Source organism: Azospirillum picis, assembly GCF_017876115.1.
GTDB lineage: Bacteria > Pseudomonadota > Alphaproteobacteria > Azospirillales > Azospirillaceae > Azospirillum > Azospirillum picis.
On the sequence record NZ_JAGINO010000030.1, the window covers coordinates 58,929 to 76,385 of the forward strand.

Annotated in this window: 10 protein-coding genes and 1 pseudogene; 5 read left to right on the plus strand and 6 right to left on the minus strand. The window is 68.6% G+C overall.

Annotated elements, in window-relative coordinates:
• Positions 1-10 precede the first annotated feature (10 nt).
• Complete coding sequence (locus J2850_RS28225; RefSeq protein WP_246513672.1) at positions 11-1,213, plus strand: ABC transporter substrate-binding protein; 1,203 nt, start codon at positions 11-13, stop codon at positions 1,211-1,213.
• Positions 1,214-1,644: 431 nt separating this feature from the next.
• On the opposite strand, the gene J2850_RS28230 is transcribed toward J2850_RS28225, so the two are convergent.
• The gene (locus J2850_RS28230) at positions 1,645-2,127 is read right to left on the minus strand and encodes a hypothetical protein (RefSeq protein WP_209989813.1); all 483 of its coding nucleotides are present in this window, start codon (positions 2,125-2,127) and stop codon (positions 1,645-1,647) included.
• Between the two features lie 65 nt (positions 2,128-2,192).
• A complete protein-coding gene (locus J2850_RS28235; RefSeq protein ID WP_246513674.1) occupies positions 2,193-4,253 on the minus strand; it encodes a protein kinase family protein in 2,061 nt (686 codons plus the stop codon).
• A 309-nt stretch (positions 4,254-4,562) separates the two neighbouring features.
• Between J2850_RS28235 and J2850_RS28240 the strand changes: the two genes are divergently transcribed.
• A complete protein-coding gene (locus J2850_RS28240; RefSeq protein ID WP_209989815.1) occupies positions 4,563-8,957 on the plus strand; it encodes a response regulator in 4,395 nt (1,464 codons plus the stop codon).
• A gap of 107 nt (positions 8,958-9,064) precedes the next feature.
• On the opposite strand, the gene J2850_RS28245 is transcribed toward J2850_RS28240, so the two are convergent.
• Positions 9,065-10,900 carry a PHA/PHB synthase family protein gene (locus J2850_RS28245; RefSeq protein WP_209989816.1) on the minus strand — a complete coding sequence of 612 codons (1,836 nt, stop codon included), beginning with the start codon at positions 10,898-10,900 and terminating at the stop codon, positions 9,065-9,067.
• Positions 10,901-11,189: 289 nt separating this feature from the next.
• Here J2850_RS28245 and J2850_RS28250 point away from each other — a divergent pair, with 289 nt between their 5' ends.
• Complete coding sequence (locus tag J2850_RS28250; RefSeq protein WP_246513676.1) at positions 11,190-11,597, plus strand: hypothetical protein; 408 nt, start codon at positions 11,190-11,192, stop codon at positions 11,595-11,597.
• A 107-nt stretch (positions 11,598-11,704) separates the two neighbouring features.
• Here the strand turns inward: J2850_RS28250 and J2850_RS28255 are convergent, their stop codons facing one another.
• A complete protein-coding gene (locus J2850_RS28255) occupies positions 11,705-13,123 on the minus strand; it encodes an HlyD family type I secretion periplasmic adaptor subunit (RefSeq protein WP_209989818.1) in 1,419 nt (472 codons plus the stop codon).
• Between the two features lie 78 nt (positions 13,124-13,201).
• A complete protein-coding gene (locus tag J2850_RS28260) occupies positions 13,202-14,830 on the minus strand; it encodes a type I secretion system permease/ATPase (protein ID WP_246513678.1) in 1,629 nt (542 codons plus the stop codon).
• Between the two features lie 435 nt (positions 14,831-15,265).
• On the opposite strand from J2850_RS28260, the gene J2850_RS28265 reads away from it, so the two are divergent.
• Together J2850_RS28265 and J2850_RS28270 are read left to right on the plus strand one after the other, a co-directional pair.
• Complete coding sequence (locus J2850_RS28265; RefSeq protein WP_307354570.1) at positions 15,266-15,769, plus strand: peroxiredoxin; 504 nt, start codon at positions 15,266-15,268, stop codon at positions 15,767-15,769.
• A 218-nt stretch (positions 15,770-15,987) separates the two neighbouring features.
• Complete coding sequence (locus tag J2850_RS28270) at positions 15,988-17,106, plus strand: extracellular catalytic domain type 2 short-chain-length polyhydroxyalkanoate depolymerase (protein ID WP_209989822.1); 1,119 nt, start codon at positions 15,988-15,990, stop codon at positions 17,104-17,106.
• A gap of 84 nt (positions 17,107-17,190) precedes the next feature.
• On the opposite strand, the pseudogene eno reads toward J2850_RS28270, so the two are convergent.
• Positions 17,191-17,457 (minus strand): annotated as a pseudogene (eno, locus tag J2850_RS28275) (phosphopyruvate hydratase); the annotation flags it as partial.

Below are 17,457 nucleotides of genomic sequence, written 5' to 3' on the forward strand. Positions count from 1 at the left end.
AGGAAAGACGATGATGGTGCGTGCTCTTGCCTGTGCGCTCGCTCTCACGGCGGCGGCGCCGGCCTCTGCGCAGATCTCCGACGACGTCGTGCGCATCGGCGTGCTGACCGATCTCAGCAGTTGGGGACGCGACAATGCCGGTCCGGGGTCGGTGGAAGCCGTCAGGATGGCGGTGGAGGAATTCGGCCCAACGGTCGCCGGCAAGAAGATCGAGATCGTCAGCGCCGATCACCAGGAAAAGCCGGATCTCGCGCTGGAGATCGCCCGCGAATGGCTCGACACCGGCAAGGTGGACGTCATCGCCGACGTGCAGAACTCCGCCATCGGCATCGCCATCCACAATCTGGTGCGCGAGAAGAACCGGATCGCCCTGCTGACCGCCCCCGGTTCCAGCACCATCACCGACAGGATCTGCAGCCCGAACACGGTCCATTTCACCTACGACACCTATGCCCTCGCCAAGGTCGCCGGGACCGAGGTGGTGAGGAACGGCGGCAAGTCCTGGTTCTTCCTGACCGCCGACTATGCCTTCGGCCACCAGTTGCAGGAGGATGCCACCCGCTTCATCAAGGAGGCCGGCGGCAGCGTCGTCGGCGCGGTGCGCCATCCGACCGGCAACCACGACTTCTCGTCCTTCCTGCTGCAGGCGCAATCGTCGGGCGCCAACGTCGTGGCGTTCGCCAACGCCGGGGCCGACACCGACACCGCGCTGAAGCAGGCTGGCGAGTTCGGGATCACCCAGGGCGGCCAGCAGCTCGCGGCGCTGCTGATGTTCATCACCGACGTTCATGCGGTCGGGCTGCAGGACGCGCAAGGCGCCTACATGGTCACCGCATCCTACTGGAACCTCGACCAGGATACCCGTGCCTGGTCCCGCCGCTTCTTCGAGCGGACTGGCTTCATGCCCTCGATGATCCAGGCCGGCGGCTACAGCGCCGTCATGCATTACCTGAAGGCGGTGCGTGACGCCGGCACCGACGATGCCGGCACGGTGATGCAGCGCATGCGCGACACGCCGATCAACGACGTCTTTGTCCGCAACGGGCGTCTGCGCGAGGACGGGCGGGTGATCCGCGACATGTATCTCGCCCGGGTGAAGAAGCCGCAGGAGTCCAAGGAGCCGTGGGACTACCTGGAGATCGTCAAGACGGTGAAGGGCGAGGACGCCTTCCGCCCGGTCTCCGAATCCCAATGCCCGCTGCTCAAACGCTGACCGGCGCCGGTCGGCAGAGGCGGCTCATGGCAGAGCGCAGGCACAAGAAGGCCCGCCCCGGGGGACAGGGGGCGGGCCTTGAGTGAAGCGCTCTGACTGGCTTCAGAGTGGTCGCGAATGGTTTAGAGTCGCAACAGAAAATTCCCCCGGAGCCGGCCGGCAAGGGCTTGGCTGGTATGTGAAACCGCAAGTCCTGTCCCGGTCTCTGTTCCGCCCGGTGATCGTTCCCGCCACGGCCGTCGAGCAGCCACTGCACGCGCTGCGCCGGTGGATGGGCATCATCCGGTTTGCCGGCCGGGCGGGATGTGCCGACGATGCCAGGAGCGGCCGACGGGCGCCATTGGGGGGAAACCCGATCGACGGGGTGGGGGAGGGCGATGATCGCCACATGTGATAGCCGTGCCCCGGGGAACCCCGGCCATCCGGGCGCGTCAGGCGTCTTCGGCCTCGAAGCCGCCCGTATCGTCGAACGTGTCGCCGGCGACGTTCGGCCCCCATTCCTGGACCAGGGCGACCTTCTTCTGCTTCAGCACCTCCACGCGCTTCTCGGCGCGGGCGATCTCCATGCCTGCCACCAGCGGCGGGATGCCGTAATAGAGGCCCCAGCCGACGGCGGCGGCGCTGTACATCACCAGCCACGACAGCGGGTCGGCGAACACCTTGGCGGCGGCGGCGACGGTGTGCTGGTGCTTCCACAGATCGATGGCGAACGGCATGCAGCCGCAGAAATTCAGGCCGCCGACGGTGATCGGCGCCGACTTGTCGGGATCGCGGTCGATGACGTAGGCGACGATGGTGGGGATCATCCCCACCCCGAACAGGATGCTGGTCGGCAGCACGATCAGCCCCGCCGGAATGATCAGCAGGATCAGCGTCAGCAGCCCGCCCTTCTTCTTCTTCCGCTTCTTGGCCACGGCGATGTTCCCCTGGGTTCTTCCTGAGTTTTTCCGCTTGAGTTCTTTTGGGCGGTTCCGTCCGGTCAGAAGGCGAAAAGCAGGATGATGCCGGCGACCAGCACGGTCGACAGCAGGCTCGACACGATGGCGGCGACCTGCCGCCCGGAGGTCTCGATGATGCTGTTGCGGTCGGCGATGGTGTGGCGGACCTTCTCCATCTCGGCATCGGCCTCGCGGTAGGCGACCTGCGCCGCCTCGAACTCCAGCCGGTCGCGGCGCAGCGCCTCCGGATCGTCGACCACCTTCAGAAGCTCGGTCAGCCGGCCGTTGTGCGCGGCGGCATCGGCCATCTTGCGCACCTCCTGCTGCTGCGGCCGGTTGTGGAAGCGTCGGAAGGCCGGGTCGAGCAGCGCCACCACCCAGGAGGCGAGATGGGTCAGCCCGTCGACCCCGGTGCGCGCCTGCACGTCGGACAGGATGGTCAGCATGGCGATGACCCGGCGCATCGGCTCCACTCCGCTGCCGAGCTGGGTGTAGAGCAGCTCGTCGCCGCGCTTGTGGCGGGCTGCCAGGAAGGCGGCGACGTGGCGGTCGATCGGGTCCTTGTGGCGTTCGCCGCCACCGGCGAGCCAGTCGAGCGCCCGCAGCAGCTCGGCCGGGTTGGTGGGAAGCTGCTTGGCGACCAGGCCGCTCATGCAGGGCATGGTCGGATTCATCTCGTACAGCAGGCGCTCGACCCCCAGGCCGTAGGAGGAACGGTCGAGATAGCCGCGGAGCTGGTCGAAGCTCTGCACCAGCGGCACGAATTCCGGCTTGAAGTCGGTCTGGACGTTGACCCAGAACATCGGGAGCTGGTTGGCGATCACCTCGGCCACCGCCTGCGGCGATTCTCCGCGCATGAAGGCGTCGGCCAGCATGGTGGCGATGCCGTCAGGCATCATCGCCCGGCCGCGGTAGCGGATGGGCGCGGTGGGGTCGAGCGCGATGCAGACGCGCGCCACCAGCCGGTCGCCCTGGTTGCCGCCCTTGCCGCTGGAGGCGGTCTGGATGGCGTTGCCGACGGCTTCCGCCCGCACCTCGTCGCCCATCGATCGGCGCAGCCACTTGTCCAGTTCGCCGCTCTCGATCACCGAGGCGGCCGCCGGGGCTTGGCGGGCGAAGGCGCGGGCCAGGGTGCGGCAGTGCCAGTATTCGGACCCCTGGAACTCCAGCGGCCGGGCGGCGCGGCGGGAGATCTGCGGCTGCTTGGGGCTCAGCCGGCGGCCGGCCACCCAGAGGTCGAGGTCGTTCAGCGTCCAGCGCTGCTTCGGGTCGTCGACCAGCAGGCCGCGCACCACCTCGTTGATCGCCAGCGGCAGCCGGAGCTGCTGCACCAGCGCCGGGTAGGAGCCGCGCTCGATCTTGGTCTGGAGCACCGCCTCGTCGTCGAGCCCGGCCACCGGGTTGCGGCCCAGCGCCAGGATCAGCAGGGTGACGCCCAGCGAATAGAGGTCGTCGGCCACCGTGCCGGTGCCGCGGCCGGCCGGGCTGGCCATGCCGCGCTCGACCGTCTCCAGCAGCACCGGCTGGCTGTAGCCGGGCTGGGACGTCACGCAGTCGCCCAACATCAGGCCGCCGCCCGCGAGGTCGCGGTAGAACATGTTGGTCGGGCGGATGGCGCCGTGGACCACGCCGCGACTCGACAGCTCCTTCAGGGCCGAGACCAGCGGGTGGATGATCTGCCGGGTGAGCTGGTCCTCCGGCATCGGGTCCAGCGTCTCGTTCAGCGACCCCATCAGCCGCTTGCCGCCCGGCTTCTCGAAGACCAGGCAATAGCGGCGGCCGCGGTCCTGCGGCCAGTCCACCAGCCCCCAGTCCAGCAGCCGCATGTGGGTGGGGTTGTCCAGGCTGCCGACGGTGGAGCAGATGTCCATCCGCGGCAGCACCGCCGCATGCGCGATGATGGCGAAAGGCTCGATCCGCTTCTCACGCAGCGCCTTGGCGGCGAAAGCGTTGCCGCCGACCGTGTTCAGCAGCGGGATCGGGCTGCCGGGCTGGATTTCATGCCGTTCGGCGAGCTTCACCGGCTCGGCGTTCGCCATCGGCGCCGCGGCGGCTCCCATCGCTGCAGCCCCTGCGGTGGCGGTTTGGGCATCGGATGGCATGGACGACGGATCCCCGGGGCGTGCGGATATGCGCAAGCCTTAGGTGGCGTCAAAAGGGCAAACAAACCCTTAACATGCGCGTGCCCGACAGCATCGGATTGGACCGGAAAGGAAAACCCCCGCCGCGGACGGCGGGCTGCGGGGCGCCGCCGCGACGAGACCGCCGCCGGCGATCCGGCCACAACCAATCGGCCACAACCAATCGGCGGCAACCGATAGAGGTATGGCAATTCTCAGGCTTGCGTCGTTCGGGATGGACCATACACTTGGCTTGCATACGAATTTTGGTCTGTCAGGACGGCGCCGCGAGTGGATCCCAACGCGACTGCAAGAGATGAAGGCGAAGCCGGCGACGGTCGTGCCGCCACCCCGGACGCCAACGCCGCGGGCGGCTCCCCTCCGGGTTTCCTGGTCGGCGGAGGAGAGCTGGGCGCGCTGATGCGCGTCCACGACTGGGGCGCGACGCCGCTCGGGCCGCCCTACGGATGGCCGCAGAGCCTGAAGACCGCCGTGCGCATCATGCTGACCTCCCGGCAGCCGATCTGGATCGGCTGGGGGCGGGAACTGACCTACCTCTACAACGATCCCTACAAGTCGATCATCGGCGGGAAGCATCCCTGGGCGCTCGGCCTTCCCACCTCGACCGTCTGGCGCGAGATCTGGACCGACATCCATCCGATGCTGGCGACGGCCCTGACGGGGGTGGAGGGGACCTATGTCGAGGACCAGCTCCTCATCATGGAGCGCAACGGCTATCCCGAGGAAACCTATTACACCTTCTCCTACAGCCCCATCCCGGACGACGACGGCAGTCCGGGCGGGATCATCTGCGCCAACACCGACGTCACCGACCGTGTCATCGGGGAACGCCAGCTCGCGCTGCTGCGTGAGCTGGCAACGCGCACGTCGCAGGCCCAGACCTGGCGGCAGGTCTGCGACCGCGGTGTCGAGGCCTTGGCGACCGACCCGCGCGATGTGGCGTTCGCCCTCATCTACCTGAAGGAGCCCGAGGGCACGGATCTCGTCCTCGCCGCGGCCACCGGCATCGCTCCGGGTCACCCTGCGGCTCCGGAAACCCTGGATGGCGCCGCTCCGGTCTGGCCGCTCGCCGATCCGGGCATGGAGCCCGTGCATATCCCCGATCTGCGCGCCGTTGTCGCCGGCGGCCTGCCGGGCGGCGTGTGGAACCGCCCGCCGACCCAGGCGGTCGTGCTGCCGCTGCCGGCCAGCGGCGAGACCGGCCGGTCGGGCATGCTGATCGTCGGCCTCAATCCGTACCGTCTGTTCGACGACGGCTACCGTCGGTTCCTGGGCCTGGTCGCCGGACAGGTCGCCGCGGCGATCGCCAATGCCGAGAGCTACGAGGCCGAGCGCCGCCGGGCCGAGGCGCTCGCCGAGATCGACCGGGCCAAGACCGCCTTCTTCTCCAACGCCAGCCACGAGTTCCGGACGCCGCTGACCCTGATGCTGGGGCCGCTGGAGGAAATGCTCCAGGAGCCGGTGCTTCAGGCCGGTGCGTCCGTCACGGTTCCCCGGACCGAGCTGGAGATGGTCCACCGCAACGGGCAGCGGCTGCTGCGCCTGGTGAACGCACTCCTCGACTTCTCCAGGATCGAGGCGGGGCGGATGCGCGCCAGCTTCGCGGCCGTCGACTTGGCCGTCTACACCGCCGACCTGGCGAGCAGTTTCCGTTCGGCCATGGAGAAGGCCGGCCTCGTCTACCGGATCGACTGTCCGCCCCTGCCCGAACCCGTCTGGGTCGATCGCGACCTCTGGGAGAAGATCGTCCTCAACCTGATCTCCAACGCCTTCAAGTACACGCTCCGCGGTGAAGTCGCGGTGACGCTGGAGGCCGTTCGCGGGGCTGCCGTCCTGAAGGTCCGCGACACCGGCATCGGCATCCCCGAGGCGGAGCTGACCCGCGTGTTCGACCGCTTCCACCGGATCGACGGGCAGGTCGGACGCACGCATGAGGGAACCGGAATCGGGCTGGCGCTGGTCAAGGATCTGACGACGGTCCATGGCGGCACCGTCACCGTCGAGAGCCGCATCGGCGAGGGGTCCGTTTTCACGGTCTCGCTGCCCTTCGGCAGGGCGCATATCGCGTTGGCCGATGCCGGCGGCGAGACGGCGCAGGCGCCGACCGCCACCCGCGCCGGCATCTTCCTTGCCGAGGCGATGCGCTGGCTGCCCGATGGGGAGGCGGCGGTCCCGGCCGGCCTGCCGTCGGAGACGGTCCCGGTGACCGCGCCCGACCGGGCGCAGGGGGAAACCATCGTTCTCGCCGACGACAACGCCGACATGCGCGGCTACGTCGAACGGCTGCTGACCGGCGCCGGCTACCGGGTGGTGGCGGTCGGGGACGGGCGGGCCGCCGTGACCGCCGTCCGCGCCGTCCGGCCCGACCTCGTGCTGTCCGACGTGATGATGCCTCACCTCGACGGGTTCGGGGTGATCGACGCGCTGCGCCGCGACCCGGACACCCGGGAGCTGCCGATCATCCTGCTGTCGGCCCGTGCCGGCGAGGATTCCGCAATCGACGGCTTCCAGGCCGGGGCGGACGATTACGTCGCCAAGCCCTTCAGCGCCCGCGAACTGATCGCGCGGGTGGAAGGGACGCTGCGGCTGGCCCGGCTTCGCCGGGAAACCAGCGCCATGCTGCGTGCGGCGAACGAGGACCTCGAGAAGCGGGTCGCCGAGCGGACCCGCGAGCTGAACCAGATCTGGCGCAATTCCCGCGACCTGCTGGCCGTTGTGGGAGCCGACGGCGTTTTCCGGGCAGCCAACCCCGCCTGGACGGAAATCCTGGGATATCGGCCTGACGAGGTGGTCGGGTGCAGCTTCCGGCAGCTCGTCTGGCCGGAGGACCTGGAATGGAGCCAGGGTGGGCATGAAGAGGCGATCAAGCGCACCCTGACCAACTTCGAGAACCGCTACCGGCACAGGGATGGCACGCCGCGCTGGATTTCCTGGCACAGCTCGGTCGAAGGCGACCTGGTCTATGCCTACGGCCGCCACATCACGGCGGAGAAGGAGCAGGCGGCGGCGCTGCGCCAGGCCGAGGAACAGCTCCGTCGGGCGCAGAAGATGGAGGCGGTGGGGCAGCTCACCGGCGGCGTCGCCCACGACTTCAACAATCTTCTCCAGGTGATCGGGGGCAATCTCCAACTGCTCCTCAACGACGTCGCCGGCAATGCGCGCGCGGCGGAGCGGGTGCGCAACGCGCTGAGTGGCGTGACGCGCGGGGCCAAGCTCGCCTCGTCCCTGCTGGCCTTCGCACGGCGCCAGCCGCTGGAGCCGCGGGTGGTCAATCTGGGCCGGCTGGTTCGCGGGCTGGACGACATGCTGCGCCGCGCGCTGGGCGAGGAGATCGACATCGAGGTGGTCAGCGGCGCCGGCCTGTGGAACACCGTGGTCGACCCGGCGCAGGTGGAAAACGCGCTGCTCAACCTGGCCATCAACGCCCGCGACGCGATGAAGGGCCATGGGGTGCTGACGATCGAGGCCGGCAATGCCGAGCTGGACGATGCCTATGTCGCCGGCCACGCCGATGTCCAGCCGGGCCAGTATGTGATGCTTGCGGTGACCGACACCGGCAGCGGCATGCCGGCCGAGGTGAAGGAGCGGGCCTTCGACCCCTTCTTCACCACCAAGCCGGAGGGGCACGGCACCGGGCTGGGGCTGAGCATGGTCTACGGCTTCGTCAAGCAGTCCGGCGGGCACGTCAAGATCTACAGCGAGATCGGGCATGGAACGACGGTCCGGCTCTATCTTCCGCGCAGCCAAGAGGTGGAGGATCTGCCGGTGGCGGTGGACATGGCGCCGGTCGGCGGCGGCAGCGAAACCGTGCTGGTGGTGGAGGACGACGAGGAGGTCCGCCACACCGTGGTGGCCATGCTGACCGACCTCGAATACCGCGTGTTGCAGGCGCGCGACGCGCAGAGCGCGCTGGCCATCCTGGAGAGCGGCGTTCCGATCGATCTGCTGTTCACCGACGTGGTGATGCCCGGACCGCTGCGCAGCCCGGATCTGGCGCGCAAGGCGAAGGAACGGTTTCCGAACCTCGCCATCCTGTTCACCTCCGGCTACACGCAGAACGCCATCGTACATGGCGGCCGCCTCGATCCCGGCGTGGAGCTGTTGAGCAAGCCCTATTCCCGCGAAGTCCTCGCCCGCAAGATCCGGCAGGTGCTGAACGGCCGCAAGCCGGAGCGGGGCCAGACCGCCGCGACGGCTGCCCAGCCCGTTCCGGCGACGGATGTCGCCGCGTCCCCCGGCCCGGCACCAGGTGCGGCACCGGACGCGGCCCAGGGTGCGGTATCGGGCGAAGCGCCGGCCGGAGGCCGGACGATCCTCCTGGTCGAGGATGATGTCCTGATCCGCATGTCGGTGGCGGAGATGGTGGCCGAGCTTGGCTACCAGGTGCTGGAGGCGGGGAGCGTGGGCGAGGCGCTGGACATCGTGGGGGCGCGGCAGGCGTTCGACCTCCTGTTCACCGACCTGACCCTGCCCGACGGGCGTGGAGAGGATCTGGCGGCGGAACTGGCGCGGCGCATGCCGGGACTTCCGGTGGTGTTCGCGTCCGGCCGGGCCGGGCAGGATGGGCTGCAGGCTGCGGCGTCCGGCGGAAAGGCCGTCCACCTGCAGAAGCCCTACGACCTGCCGGCGCTGGAGCGCGCGATCGGCTCGGCCCTGTCCGGATAACCCGGGAATGGAAAAACAGAAAGGGGGCCGCCTTTCGGCGGCCCCCCGGCAGTCCCTCCGGCAGTCCCCCCGCCCGCAAGGGACGGGGGTCCGCCGCGACCTGCCGGTCAACCGTTCTTGACCTTGACGTAGGATCCCGGCGCGTCTTCCAGGGCTGGCAGGGCGCCGTCGCCGGGCTGGCGGGCGGGCACCTTGCCGTTGGCATACTGGCCGACCCACCTGTTCCATTCGGTCCACCAGGAGCCGGGGGTCTGTGCCGCCGTCTCCAGCCACTCGTCGGGGGTTTCGGCCAGCGTGTCGCTGGTCCAGTAGCAGTACTTGTTCGCCGCCGGCGGGTTGACGACGCCGGCGATGTGGCCCGAGGCGCCGAGCACGAACTTCACCGGGCCGCTGAACATCCGGGCGCCGGCATAGGTGCTCTTCCACGGGGCGATGTGGTCCTCGCGCGCCGACAGGAACAGCGTCGGGACCTTGACCGTCCTCAGGTCGATCGGCACGCCCTTCAGCGTCACCGCTCCCGGCTGCGCCAGTTGGTTCTTCTGGTACATGTTGCGCAGGTAGAAGCTGTGCATGGCCGCCGGCATGCGGGTGCTGTCGCTGTTCCAGTACAGCAGGTCGAAGGGGAAGGGGTCCTTGCCCAGCAGGTAGTTGTTGACCACGAACGACCAGATCAGGTCGTTGGCGCGCAGCATGTTGAAGGTGGTCGCCATCTTGGAGCCGTCGAGATAGCCGTGCTCGGCCATCTGTCCTTCGATGAAGGTCAGTTGCTCCTCGTCGATGAAGACCGACAGCTCGCCGGCTTCGGTGAAGTCCAGCATGGTGGTGAAGAAGGTGGCCGACTTGATGCGGTCGTCCTTCTTGGCCGCCATGTAGGCCAGCGTCGAGGCCAGCAGCGTGCCGCCCAGGCAATAGCCGATGGCGTTCACGTCCTTCTCGCCGGTCGCCTTCCGGATGGCGTCCAGCGCCGCCAGCGGGCCTTCGACCATGTAGTCCTCGAAGCCCTTGGCCGCCAGCGTCTCGTCCGGGTTGACCCAGGACAGGACGAAGACGGTGTGGCCCTGGTCGACCGCCCACTTGATGAAGCTGTTCTTCTCGCGCAGGTCGAGGATGTAGAACTTGTTGATCCAGGGCGGCACGATCATCAGCGGCCGCTTGTTCACGTCCGGCGTGGTCGGCGTGTACTGGATAAGCTGCATCAGGCTGGTCTGGAAGACCACCTTGCCCGGCGTGACCGCGATGTTCTTGCCGAGCTGGAAGGCGTCGTAGTCGGTCATCGAGATGCGCAGCTCGCCCTTGCCGCGCTCCAGGTCCTTCAGCAGGTGCTCAAGTCCTTTGACCAGGTTCTCGCCGCCGCTCTCGATGGTCGCGCGCAGCACCTCCGGGTTCGTCATGACGAAGTTGGAGGGCGCCATCGCGTCGACGAACTGGCGGGTGTAGAAATCGACCTTCTTGGCGGTGTGTTCGTCCAGCCCGTCGACTTGGTTGACCGTCGACTGCATCCACCGCGCACTCAGCAGGTAGGACTGCTTGATGAAGTCGAACAGCGTGTTCTCGTTCCAGGCCGAATCCTTGAAGCGGCGGTCGTCCTTGGCGGGCGCGATGACCGGCTGGGTCTCCTGCCCGAAGAAGCGCTGCGTGGTGCGCTGCCACAGGGTCAGGTAGTCCTGCCACAGCGACATCTGCGCCTGCATCAGCTTGGCCGGATCGGCCATCATGCGGGTGGTCATCTCCAGGAAGGCATGCCCGACGCCCATCGGATCGGGGCTCTTCGGGGCGCCGCCGTCCGCCGCCTGGCGCGAAAGGAACTCGGACACCAGCCGCTGGCTCTGCTCGGCGATGCGGGTCATCGCCCGCGACATCTCGACCGGATCGGGAAGCTTGACGTCGGGAACCTGGGGGGAAGCCGGGTTGGAAGCCTGAGGGGGGGCCTTGGTCTCGGCCATGAGCACGGTCCTTCTTCGCTGGGCGGGTGTCGTGTCTTCTGGTGCCGCCGGTCCCTTGAGTTTGGGCTTTGGCCCTTCGGAACGGGCGGCTATACAGGCTTGCGCTCGATCGTGTCGGGGGACGGGTCAGGAGTTCGTGTCGGCACCATGTCGCAGTCGTGGCGTGTGTCGGAACGGCGTTCTGGTGCGGTGCGGGAGATATCCGCGAACTCTCATACACCGCGGGTGTGAACATTTCATTTCACGCATCGTCGCACAAGTGCGGCGTGGCGGCCAGCGACGGGGATGGATGATGGCGACGGACGGTCAGGGCAGCATGGCGGCCAAGCGGGCGCTCGGTGCCGTTATCGTAATAGTGCCAATGGTTTTCGGGCTGTCGGCCTGCAGCGAGAAGGTGCTGGACAAGGGTCTGCTCGGCAGCGTCACCGGCGATCCGTCGCCGGTCAGCGACAATCCGTCGCCCATCCGTGAGATGAGCGGCGAACGCAAGGATTACCCAAATCTGGGAACGGTTCCGGCGCGGCCGGCCCATCTGACCACCGAGGCCGACCGCCGGAAGGAGATGGACCGGCTGGCGGAGGATCGTGCGGCATCACGCCGCACCCGCCAGGAGACGGAATCGATCCAGGTGCCGGCGCCGCTGCCGACCCCGATGGCGGTCCCGCCGCCGCCGAACCTGACGCCCGGGCGGAGCTGAGCGCATCCCCGCACGGGACAAGGCTGCACGGGACAAGGCAAAAGCCCCCGGCCGACGGCCGGGGGCTTTTTTGCGTTCGGAGAGGGCGGACCGGCTCGTTGCCGGCCTTACTCCTGGATGAACGCCTTCACGTAGGACTGGCGCAGCGGCTGGATCAGGTAGTCCAGCGGGGTGCGGGCGGACAGCACGATGCGAGCCTCCACCGGCATGCCGGCCTTGATGTGCAGCTTGCCGACCTCGTGGGAGTCGGCATCCTTCAGGCGGATGCGGGCCAAATAGTATTCCTGGCGGGTCGCATTGTCGGTCAGGCGGTCGGCCGACACGTAGGAGACGGTGCCGTCGATGGTGCCGACCACGCGGGTGTCGTAGGCGGTCAACTGCACCTTCACCGGCAGGCCGGGGGCCATCGACTTGATGTCCTTGGGCTGGATGCGGACCTCGGCCAGCAGGGCCTTGTCGTCGGGGACGATGTCCAGCACCGGCTCGTTGGCGGTGATGGAGCCGCCGACGGCCGGATGGCCGTACATCACGACATCGCCGGCATCGGGCGCCTTGATGGTGCGGTTGTCCAGGCGGTTCTTGGCGTCGCGCATCTGGTCGGCCATTTTCTGGACGTCGCCGCGGGCCTTCTCCAGGTCGACCAGCACCTTTTCGCGGAAATCGCTGCGGCGGCGGACCAGGTCGCCCTGCGCGTCGACCGCCTGCTGGCGAGACTGCGACATGCGGGCTTCCAGCTCATGGTCCTGGGCGTGGAGCTGGGCATTCTCCTTCTGCGCAGCCACCAGGCGGGTGCGGGTGGAGTTGCCGCGGTCGAGCAGGCCCTGGGTGATCTGGATGTCCTCGTCCGACAGCTTGATCTCGCGGGCCAGGAAGGAGCGCTGCTGCTCCAGGCTCTTCGCCTCGTCGTTCAGCGTGGCGATGCGGTCCTGGGTCAGCTTGGCCTCGGTCTCGAGCTGGTTGCGGCGCACCTGGAACAGCTTTTCCTGGTTGCGCATCGCGTTGTCGATGGCCGGCTCGCTGGCCCGGCGGTCGGCGAGCTGGGCCGGCCACTCGATCTCCGGTTTCTCGAACAGCTCGGCCTGGAGGCGGGCCTCCATCGCCCGGCTGTCCAGCAGCGAGGCGTTCAGCAGGTCCAGGCGGGTCTGCGCCTCGGTCGGGTCAAGCCGCATCAGCGGCTGGCCGGCGACGACGCGGTCGCCTTCCCTCACCAGGATCTCGCTGATGACGCCGCCCTCGGTGTTCTTGACCACCTTGCGGCCGGTCTCGGGTGCCAGCGACCCCGCCGCGCTGATGGCGCTGTGCAGCGGCGCCATCGCCGCCCAGCCGCTCATGCCGCCGAACCCGACGGCGAGGACGAGGAAGCCGCCCAGCAGCAGGCCCCGCACGCCGGTTTCCGGCATCGTCGCCCGCAGCGCATGGATCGAGGTGATGGTCGCGGTCTTGCGCGACTGCTTGGCCCGCGGTGCGGAACCGGGTCCCTGGTCGGGGGACAGCGGGGTGGGGAAGGTGGTGGTCAGCGTGGTCATGGAGTTCCTCGGAAACGGTCTGGCAGGGTCGGGCGCCGCGGGATGGACGGGGGCTGTGCGGTGGGGGAGGGGCCGGCGTCAGCCGGCGGCCCCCGCCGCAGCGGCCGCGGGACCCTGGGACGGCCCCATGTTGCGCAGGCGGGCGAGGTTGACCGCGCCAGGCTGCGACTGCTGTTCCGGACGCGGCAGTTCCATGGCCATGCCGTTCTTCAGGACGTAGGTGTGGTCGGCCATGTCGACGAACACCGGGGCGTGGGTCAGCACGATGGTGGTGGCGCCACGCTCCTTGGCGGCGGCGACGAAGGCGCGGACGGCCTTGATGCCCAGCTCGTCCAGGCCGGCGGTCGGCTCGTCCAGCACCAGGAGCGGCGGCTGGGCGAAGGCGGCGCGGGCGAGGCCGATCAGGCGGGCCGAGGCACCGGTGATCGGGAACAGCGGGTCGGAGACCTCGGTCTCGTAGCCGGCGGGCAGGCTTTCGACCCACTCATGGATCCCGACGGCCTTGGCGGCGGCTTCCACCTCCTCGCGGCTGGCGGTGCCGAAGCGGGCGATGTTGTCGGCGATGCTGCCCGGCAGCAGGTCGACCTGCTGCGGAAGATAGCCGATGCCCTGCTCGGCGCTGTCGGGGGTCAGGGTGGCCACCGACAGGCCGCCGAGGCGCACCGTGCCGGCCGAGGGGATGGCGACGCCGGCCAGCAGGCGCGCCAGCACCGACTTGCCCGAGCGGTTGGGACCGGCGACGCAGACGGTCTCGCCCGGCTCGACGGTGAAGGTCACGCTGCGCAGGATCGGCTTCTGGTCGCGGGGGGAGACGAACAGCAGGTTCTCGACGGCCAGGCGCTCGCTCTCGACCGGCACCGAGGGACGCTCCGGCTCACGCGACAGGCGCTTCAGCAGCGGCAGCAGGCGGCGGGCGGCCTGGGCGGAGCGTTGCAGCGCGCCCCAGGCGCCGGCGGTCTGCTCGATCGGGGCGAGGCCGCGACCGACCAGCATCGAGGTGGCGATCATGCCGCCGAAGGACAGGTGCTGCTCGATCACCAGCCAGGCGCCGGTGGCGGTCACCGCGATCTGCAGGACCATGCGCACCCACTTGGTGATGGCGCCGATGGCGGCGCTGCGCTCGTAGCCCTGGCCCTGGAGGGCGCTGGCGGTCAGGAAGTCGCGGTTGACGCTGTCCAGGGCGGTGTCGCCCATCCGCAGGCCGCGCACGGTGTCGGAGCGCGACGCCAGCGCCTCGAACAGCTTCTGGGCGCGGCTGGCCGGCAGCTTGCTCTCGTCGTTGATGTCCTTCACCGCCACATGGCCGATCCAGCCCATCACCGCCATGATCGCCATCGACACGACCAGCAGCAGCGCCAGCATCGGATGGATCACGTAGATGCCGATGACGTAGAGCGGCACCCAGGGCAGGTCCATCAGCGCCGGCAGCGACGGACGCGCGAAGGCGCCCTTCAGTTCCAGCAGGTCGGCCAGCGGGCCGTTGTCCGGCCGGCCGCGGCCGGCGGCGTCCAGCGCGTCGGCGGTCAGGCGGCGGCGCCACCGCACCTCCAGCGCGTTGCCGGCGCGGGCCAGCAGGCGGGAGCGCACCAGTTCCAGCGCGGCGCTCAGCGTCAGCGCGATGACCACGATCAGGGTCAGCATCGCCAGGGTGTCGTAGTTGCCCGACGGAATGGCCCTGCTGAACACCTGCAGGGAATAGAGCGGCATGGCCAGCATCAGGGCGTTGATGGTGGCGCTGAAGATAAAGGTACTAACAAGTATTCTGCTGAAATAACCACGATTGAATGTAATTCCCGGCTTGTGATTGCCGGAGGCCGACTTGTTTTTTGACTTCGAAGAAATAGGCATAAACAGCCCTCCAATCGTCACCGTTTGGCGCAGTGCCCACTGGATGCAGGCGAGCTCAGAAAACGCCAACTTGGTAAACGGCGACTTAAGATCCGGGGACGTCACAGGATTGCCACCGGGTGCCACCACTTTTGCGCAGAACTCGTGATCGATTCTTAAGGTTTCGCCCAAATTGGGGTGAGTTGCGGGGCATGACCTATGGGCGATTGGAGGCGGTGCAGCAAACGTCTATCGTGGCGGCCATTCCCGCAATGCTATCCGGAGACGATGATGGAAGGGCGCAAGGTTCCCTCGGTGGTTTTCAGAACCCGCGTGCGCGACGAGAGCGTCGGCGGTCCCAATCCGTTCCGCTGGCAGGACGTGGACAGCGGCGACCTGTTCAAGGGCAAGCGGGTGGTCCTGTTCTCTCTGCCCGGCGCCTTCACCCCGACCTGCTCCAACGAGCAGTGCCCGGCCTACGAGCGGCTGTACGACGATTTCAAGGAGCTGGGGATCGACGAGGTCTACTGCCTCAGCGTCAACGACGCCTTCGTCATGTTCCAGTGGGGCAAGACCCTCAACCTCAGCAAGGTCAAGCTGATCCCCGACGGGTCCGGCCACTTCACCCGGCGCATGGGCATGCTGGTCAACAAGGACGTGCTCGGCTTCGGTTTCCGCTCATGGCGCTACGCCATGGTGGTGAACGACGGCGTGATCGAGAAGCTGTTCGAGGAGCCGGGCATCAACGATCTCTGCGACAACGGCGATCCCTATGGGGAAAGCTCGCCGGAAACCGTTCTCCAATACCTGCGGTCCTGAGCTTGCCCTGAGTTTGCTCTGGGTTCGCCCCGCGTTCGTGGGGCGATGCGGGTGGGCCTGGCGGCCCCGGGCGTGCCATCCCGCCTCTCCCGGCAAGCGGGCGGCGCGCGCGTCGGGCACGCCGATCCTGCCGGTTGACTCGAAGGGTTGCCTTGCTACCATGCGCTGCGCCGGACCTGTCCGCGGCCCGGCGTTGCCATGGCAGGCGGGGGAGCCCGATGACGAGGATCGAAAAGGCCGGGCGCGGCATGATCGCGTGCGGTTTCGCCGGCGTGGCGTCGGCTGCGGCCGTCATCCCGGCGGTGGCCATGCTGCTTGGCGCGACGCTGGTGGCGCCGGCCGCCGCCCGGGACCTGTCGCTGGCCGGGTTGGGGCTGCGCATCGACCTCTCGCAGACGACGGTGTCGGGCGTCTCCTCCGGCGCTTACATGGCCGGGCAGTTCCAGATCGCCCATTCCGGCATGGTGAGGGCGGCCGGCCTGATTGCCGGCGGTCCCTACGACTGCGCGGAGGTGTCGACGGGCGGCATCGCGCCGGTGGTGGTGGCGCAGTACCGCTGCATGGCCACGGCCATGGGCGGCCCCGACGTGGCATCGCTGGTCGCCAGCGCGCGCTCGCGCGCCGCGGCGGGAGAGATCGATCCGCTGTCGAACCTTGCGCGGTCGCGGATCTACCTGTTCACCGGGGCCAACGACGTCGTGGTGACCAGGCCGGTCGTCGATGCCGCCGCCGCCTTCTATCGGGCACTGGGCGTCCCCGATGCCGATCTGCACTATGTCCGGCATCCCGAGGCGGCGCATGCCCAGATCACCGACGGCTATGGCGCGCCCTGCGGCTTCATCCCCAGGGAGGGGGCGGGGAGCGACTACATCAACGACTGCCGGTACGACCAGGCCGGCGCCATCCTGGCAGTCTTCTACGACGGCGCCCGCCGGCCGAACGCGCCGGACGCCGCCCGGCGGCCGCTGTCCTTCGACCAGCGTCCCTTCATCGGCGATCCCAGCCGGTCGGGCATGGCGAAGAGCGGCTATGTCTATGTTCCGGAAGCCTGCGAGGGTGGCCGGCAGACCTGCCGCATCCACGTCGCCTTCCACGGTTGCCGGATGGCTTCCAGCATCATCGGCGACCGCTACGCCGTCCATGCCGGTTACAACCGCTGGGCCGACGTCAACGGCATCGTCGTGCTCTACCCGCAGATCGACGGCGACGCCAAGCCCGGTTCCAACCCCCGCGCCTGCTGGGACTGGTTCGGCTACACCGGCTACGATTTCGCCCGCCGGAGCGGGATCCAGATGACCGCCGTCCGCCGGATGATCGGCGCGCTGGCCGGCGAGTGAGGCGCCGGTCGGCTCCGCGCACATGCCCCCTCCGCCCCCCCCCTGCATGACCGGGGGAAGGGCGGAAGGGGCCAGGGCGTGGACTTACGCCTTCAGGATGCCGCGGCCGGCGAAGCGGGCGGCGACGCCGAGCTGCTCCTCGATGCGGATGAGCTGGTTGTACTTGGCCAGCCGGTCGGAGCGGCTGAGCGAGCCGGTCTTGATCTGGCCGCAGTTGGTGGCGACGGCGAGGTCGGCGATGGTGCTGTCCTCGGTCTCGCCCGAGCGGTGCGACAGCACGGCGCTGTAGCCGGCCTTGTGCGCCATGTCGACCGCCTCCAGCGTCTCCGACAGCGTGCCGATCTGGTTGAC

Coding starts and splice junctions, on each gene's coding strand:
- J2850_RS28245 (WP_209989816.1), bottom strand. CDS start 10,900: ATGGCCGAGACCAAGGCCCCCCCTCAGGCTTCCAACCCGGCTTCCCCC.
- J2850_RS28225 (WP_246513672.1), top strand. CDS start 11: ATGATGGTGCGTGCTCTTGCCTGTGCGCTCGCTCTCACGGCGGCGGCG.
- J2850_RS28250 (WP_246513676.1), top strand. CDS start 11,190: ATGATGGCGACGGACGGTCAGGGCAGCATGGCGGCCAAGCGGGCGCTC.
- J2850_RS28270 (WP_209989822.1), top strand. CDS start 15,988: ATGACGAGGATCGAAAAGGCCGGGCGCGGCATGATCGCGTGCGGTTTC.
- J2850_RS28235 (WP_246513674.1), bottom strand. CDS start 4,253: ATGCCATCCGATGCCCAAACCGCCACCGCAGGGGCTGCAGCGATGGGA.
- J2850_RS28255 (WP_209989818.1), bottom strand. CDS start 13,123: ATGACCACGCTGACCACCACCTTCCCCACCCCGCTGTCCCCCGACCAG.
- J2850_RS28260 (WP_246513678.1), bottom strand. CDS start 14,830: ATGCCGCTCTATTCCCTGCAGGTGTTCAGCAGGGCCATTCCGTCGGGC.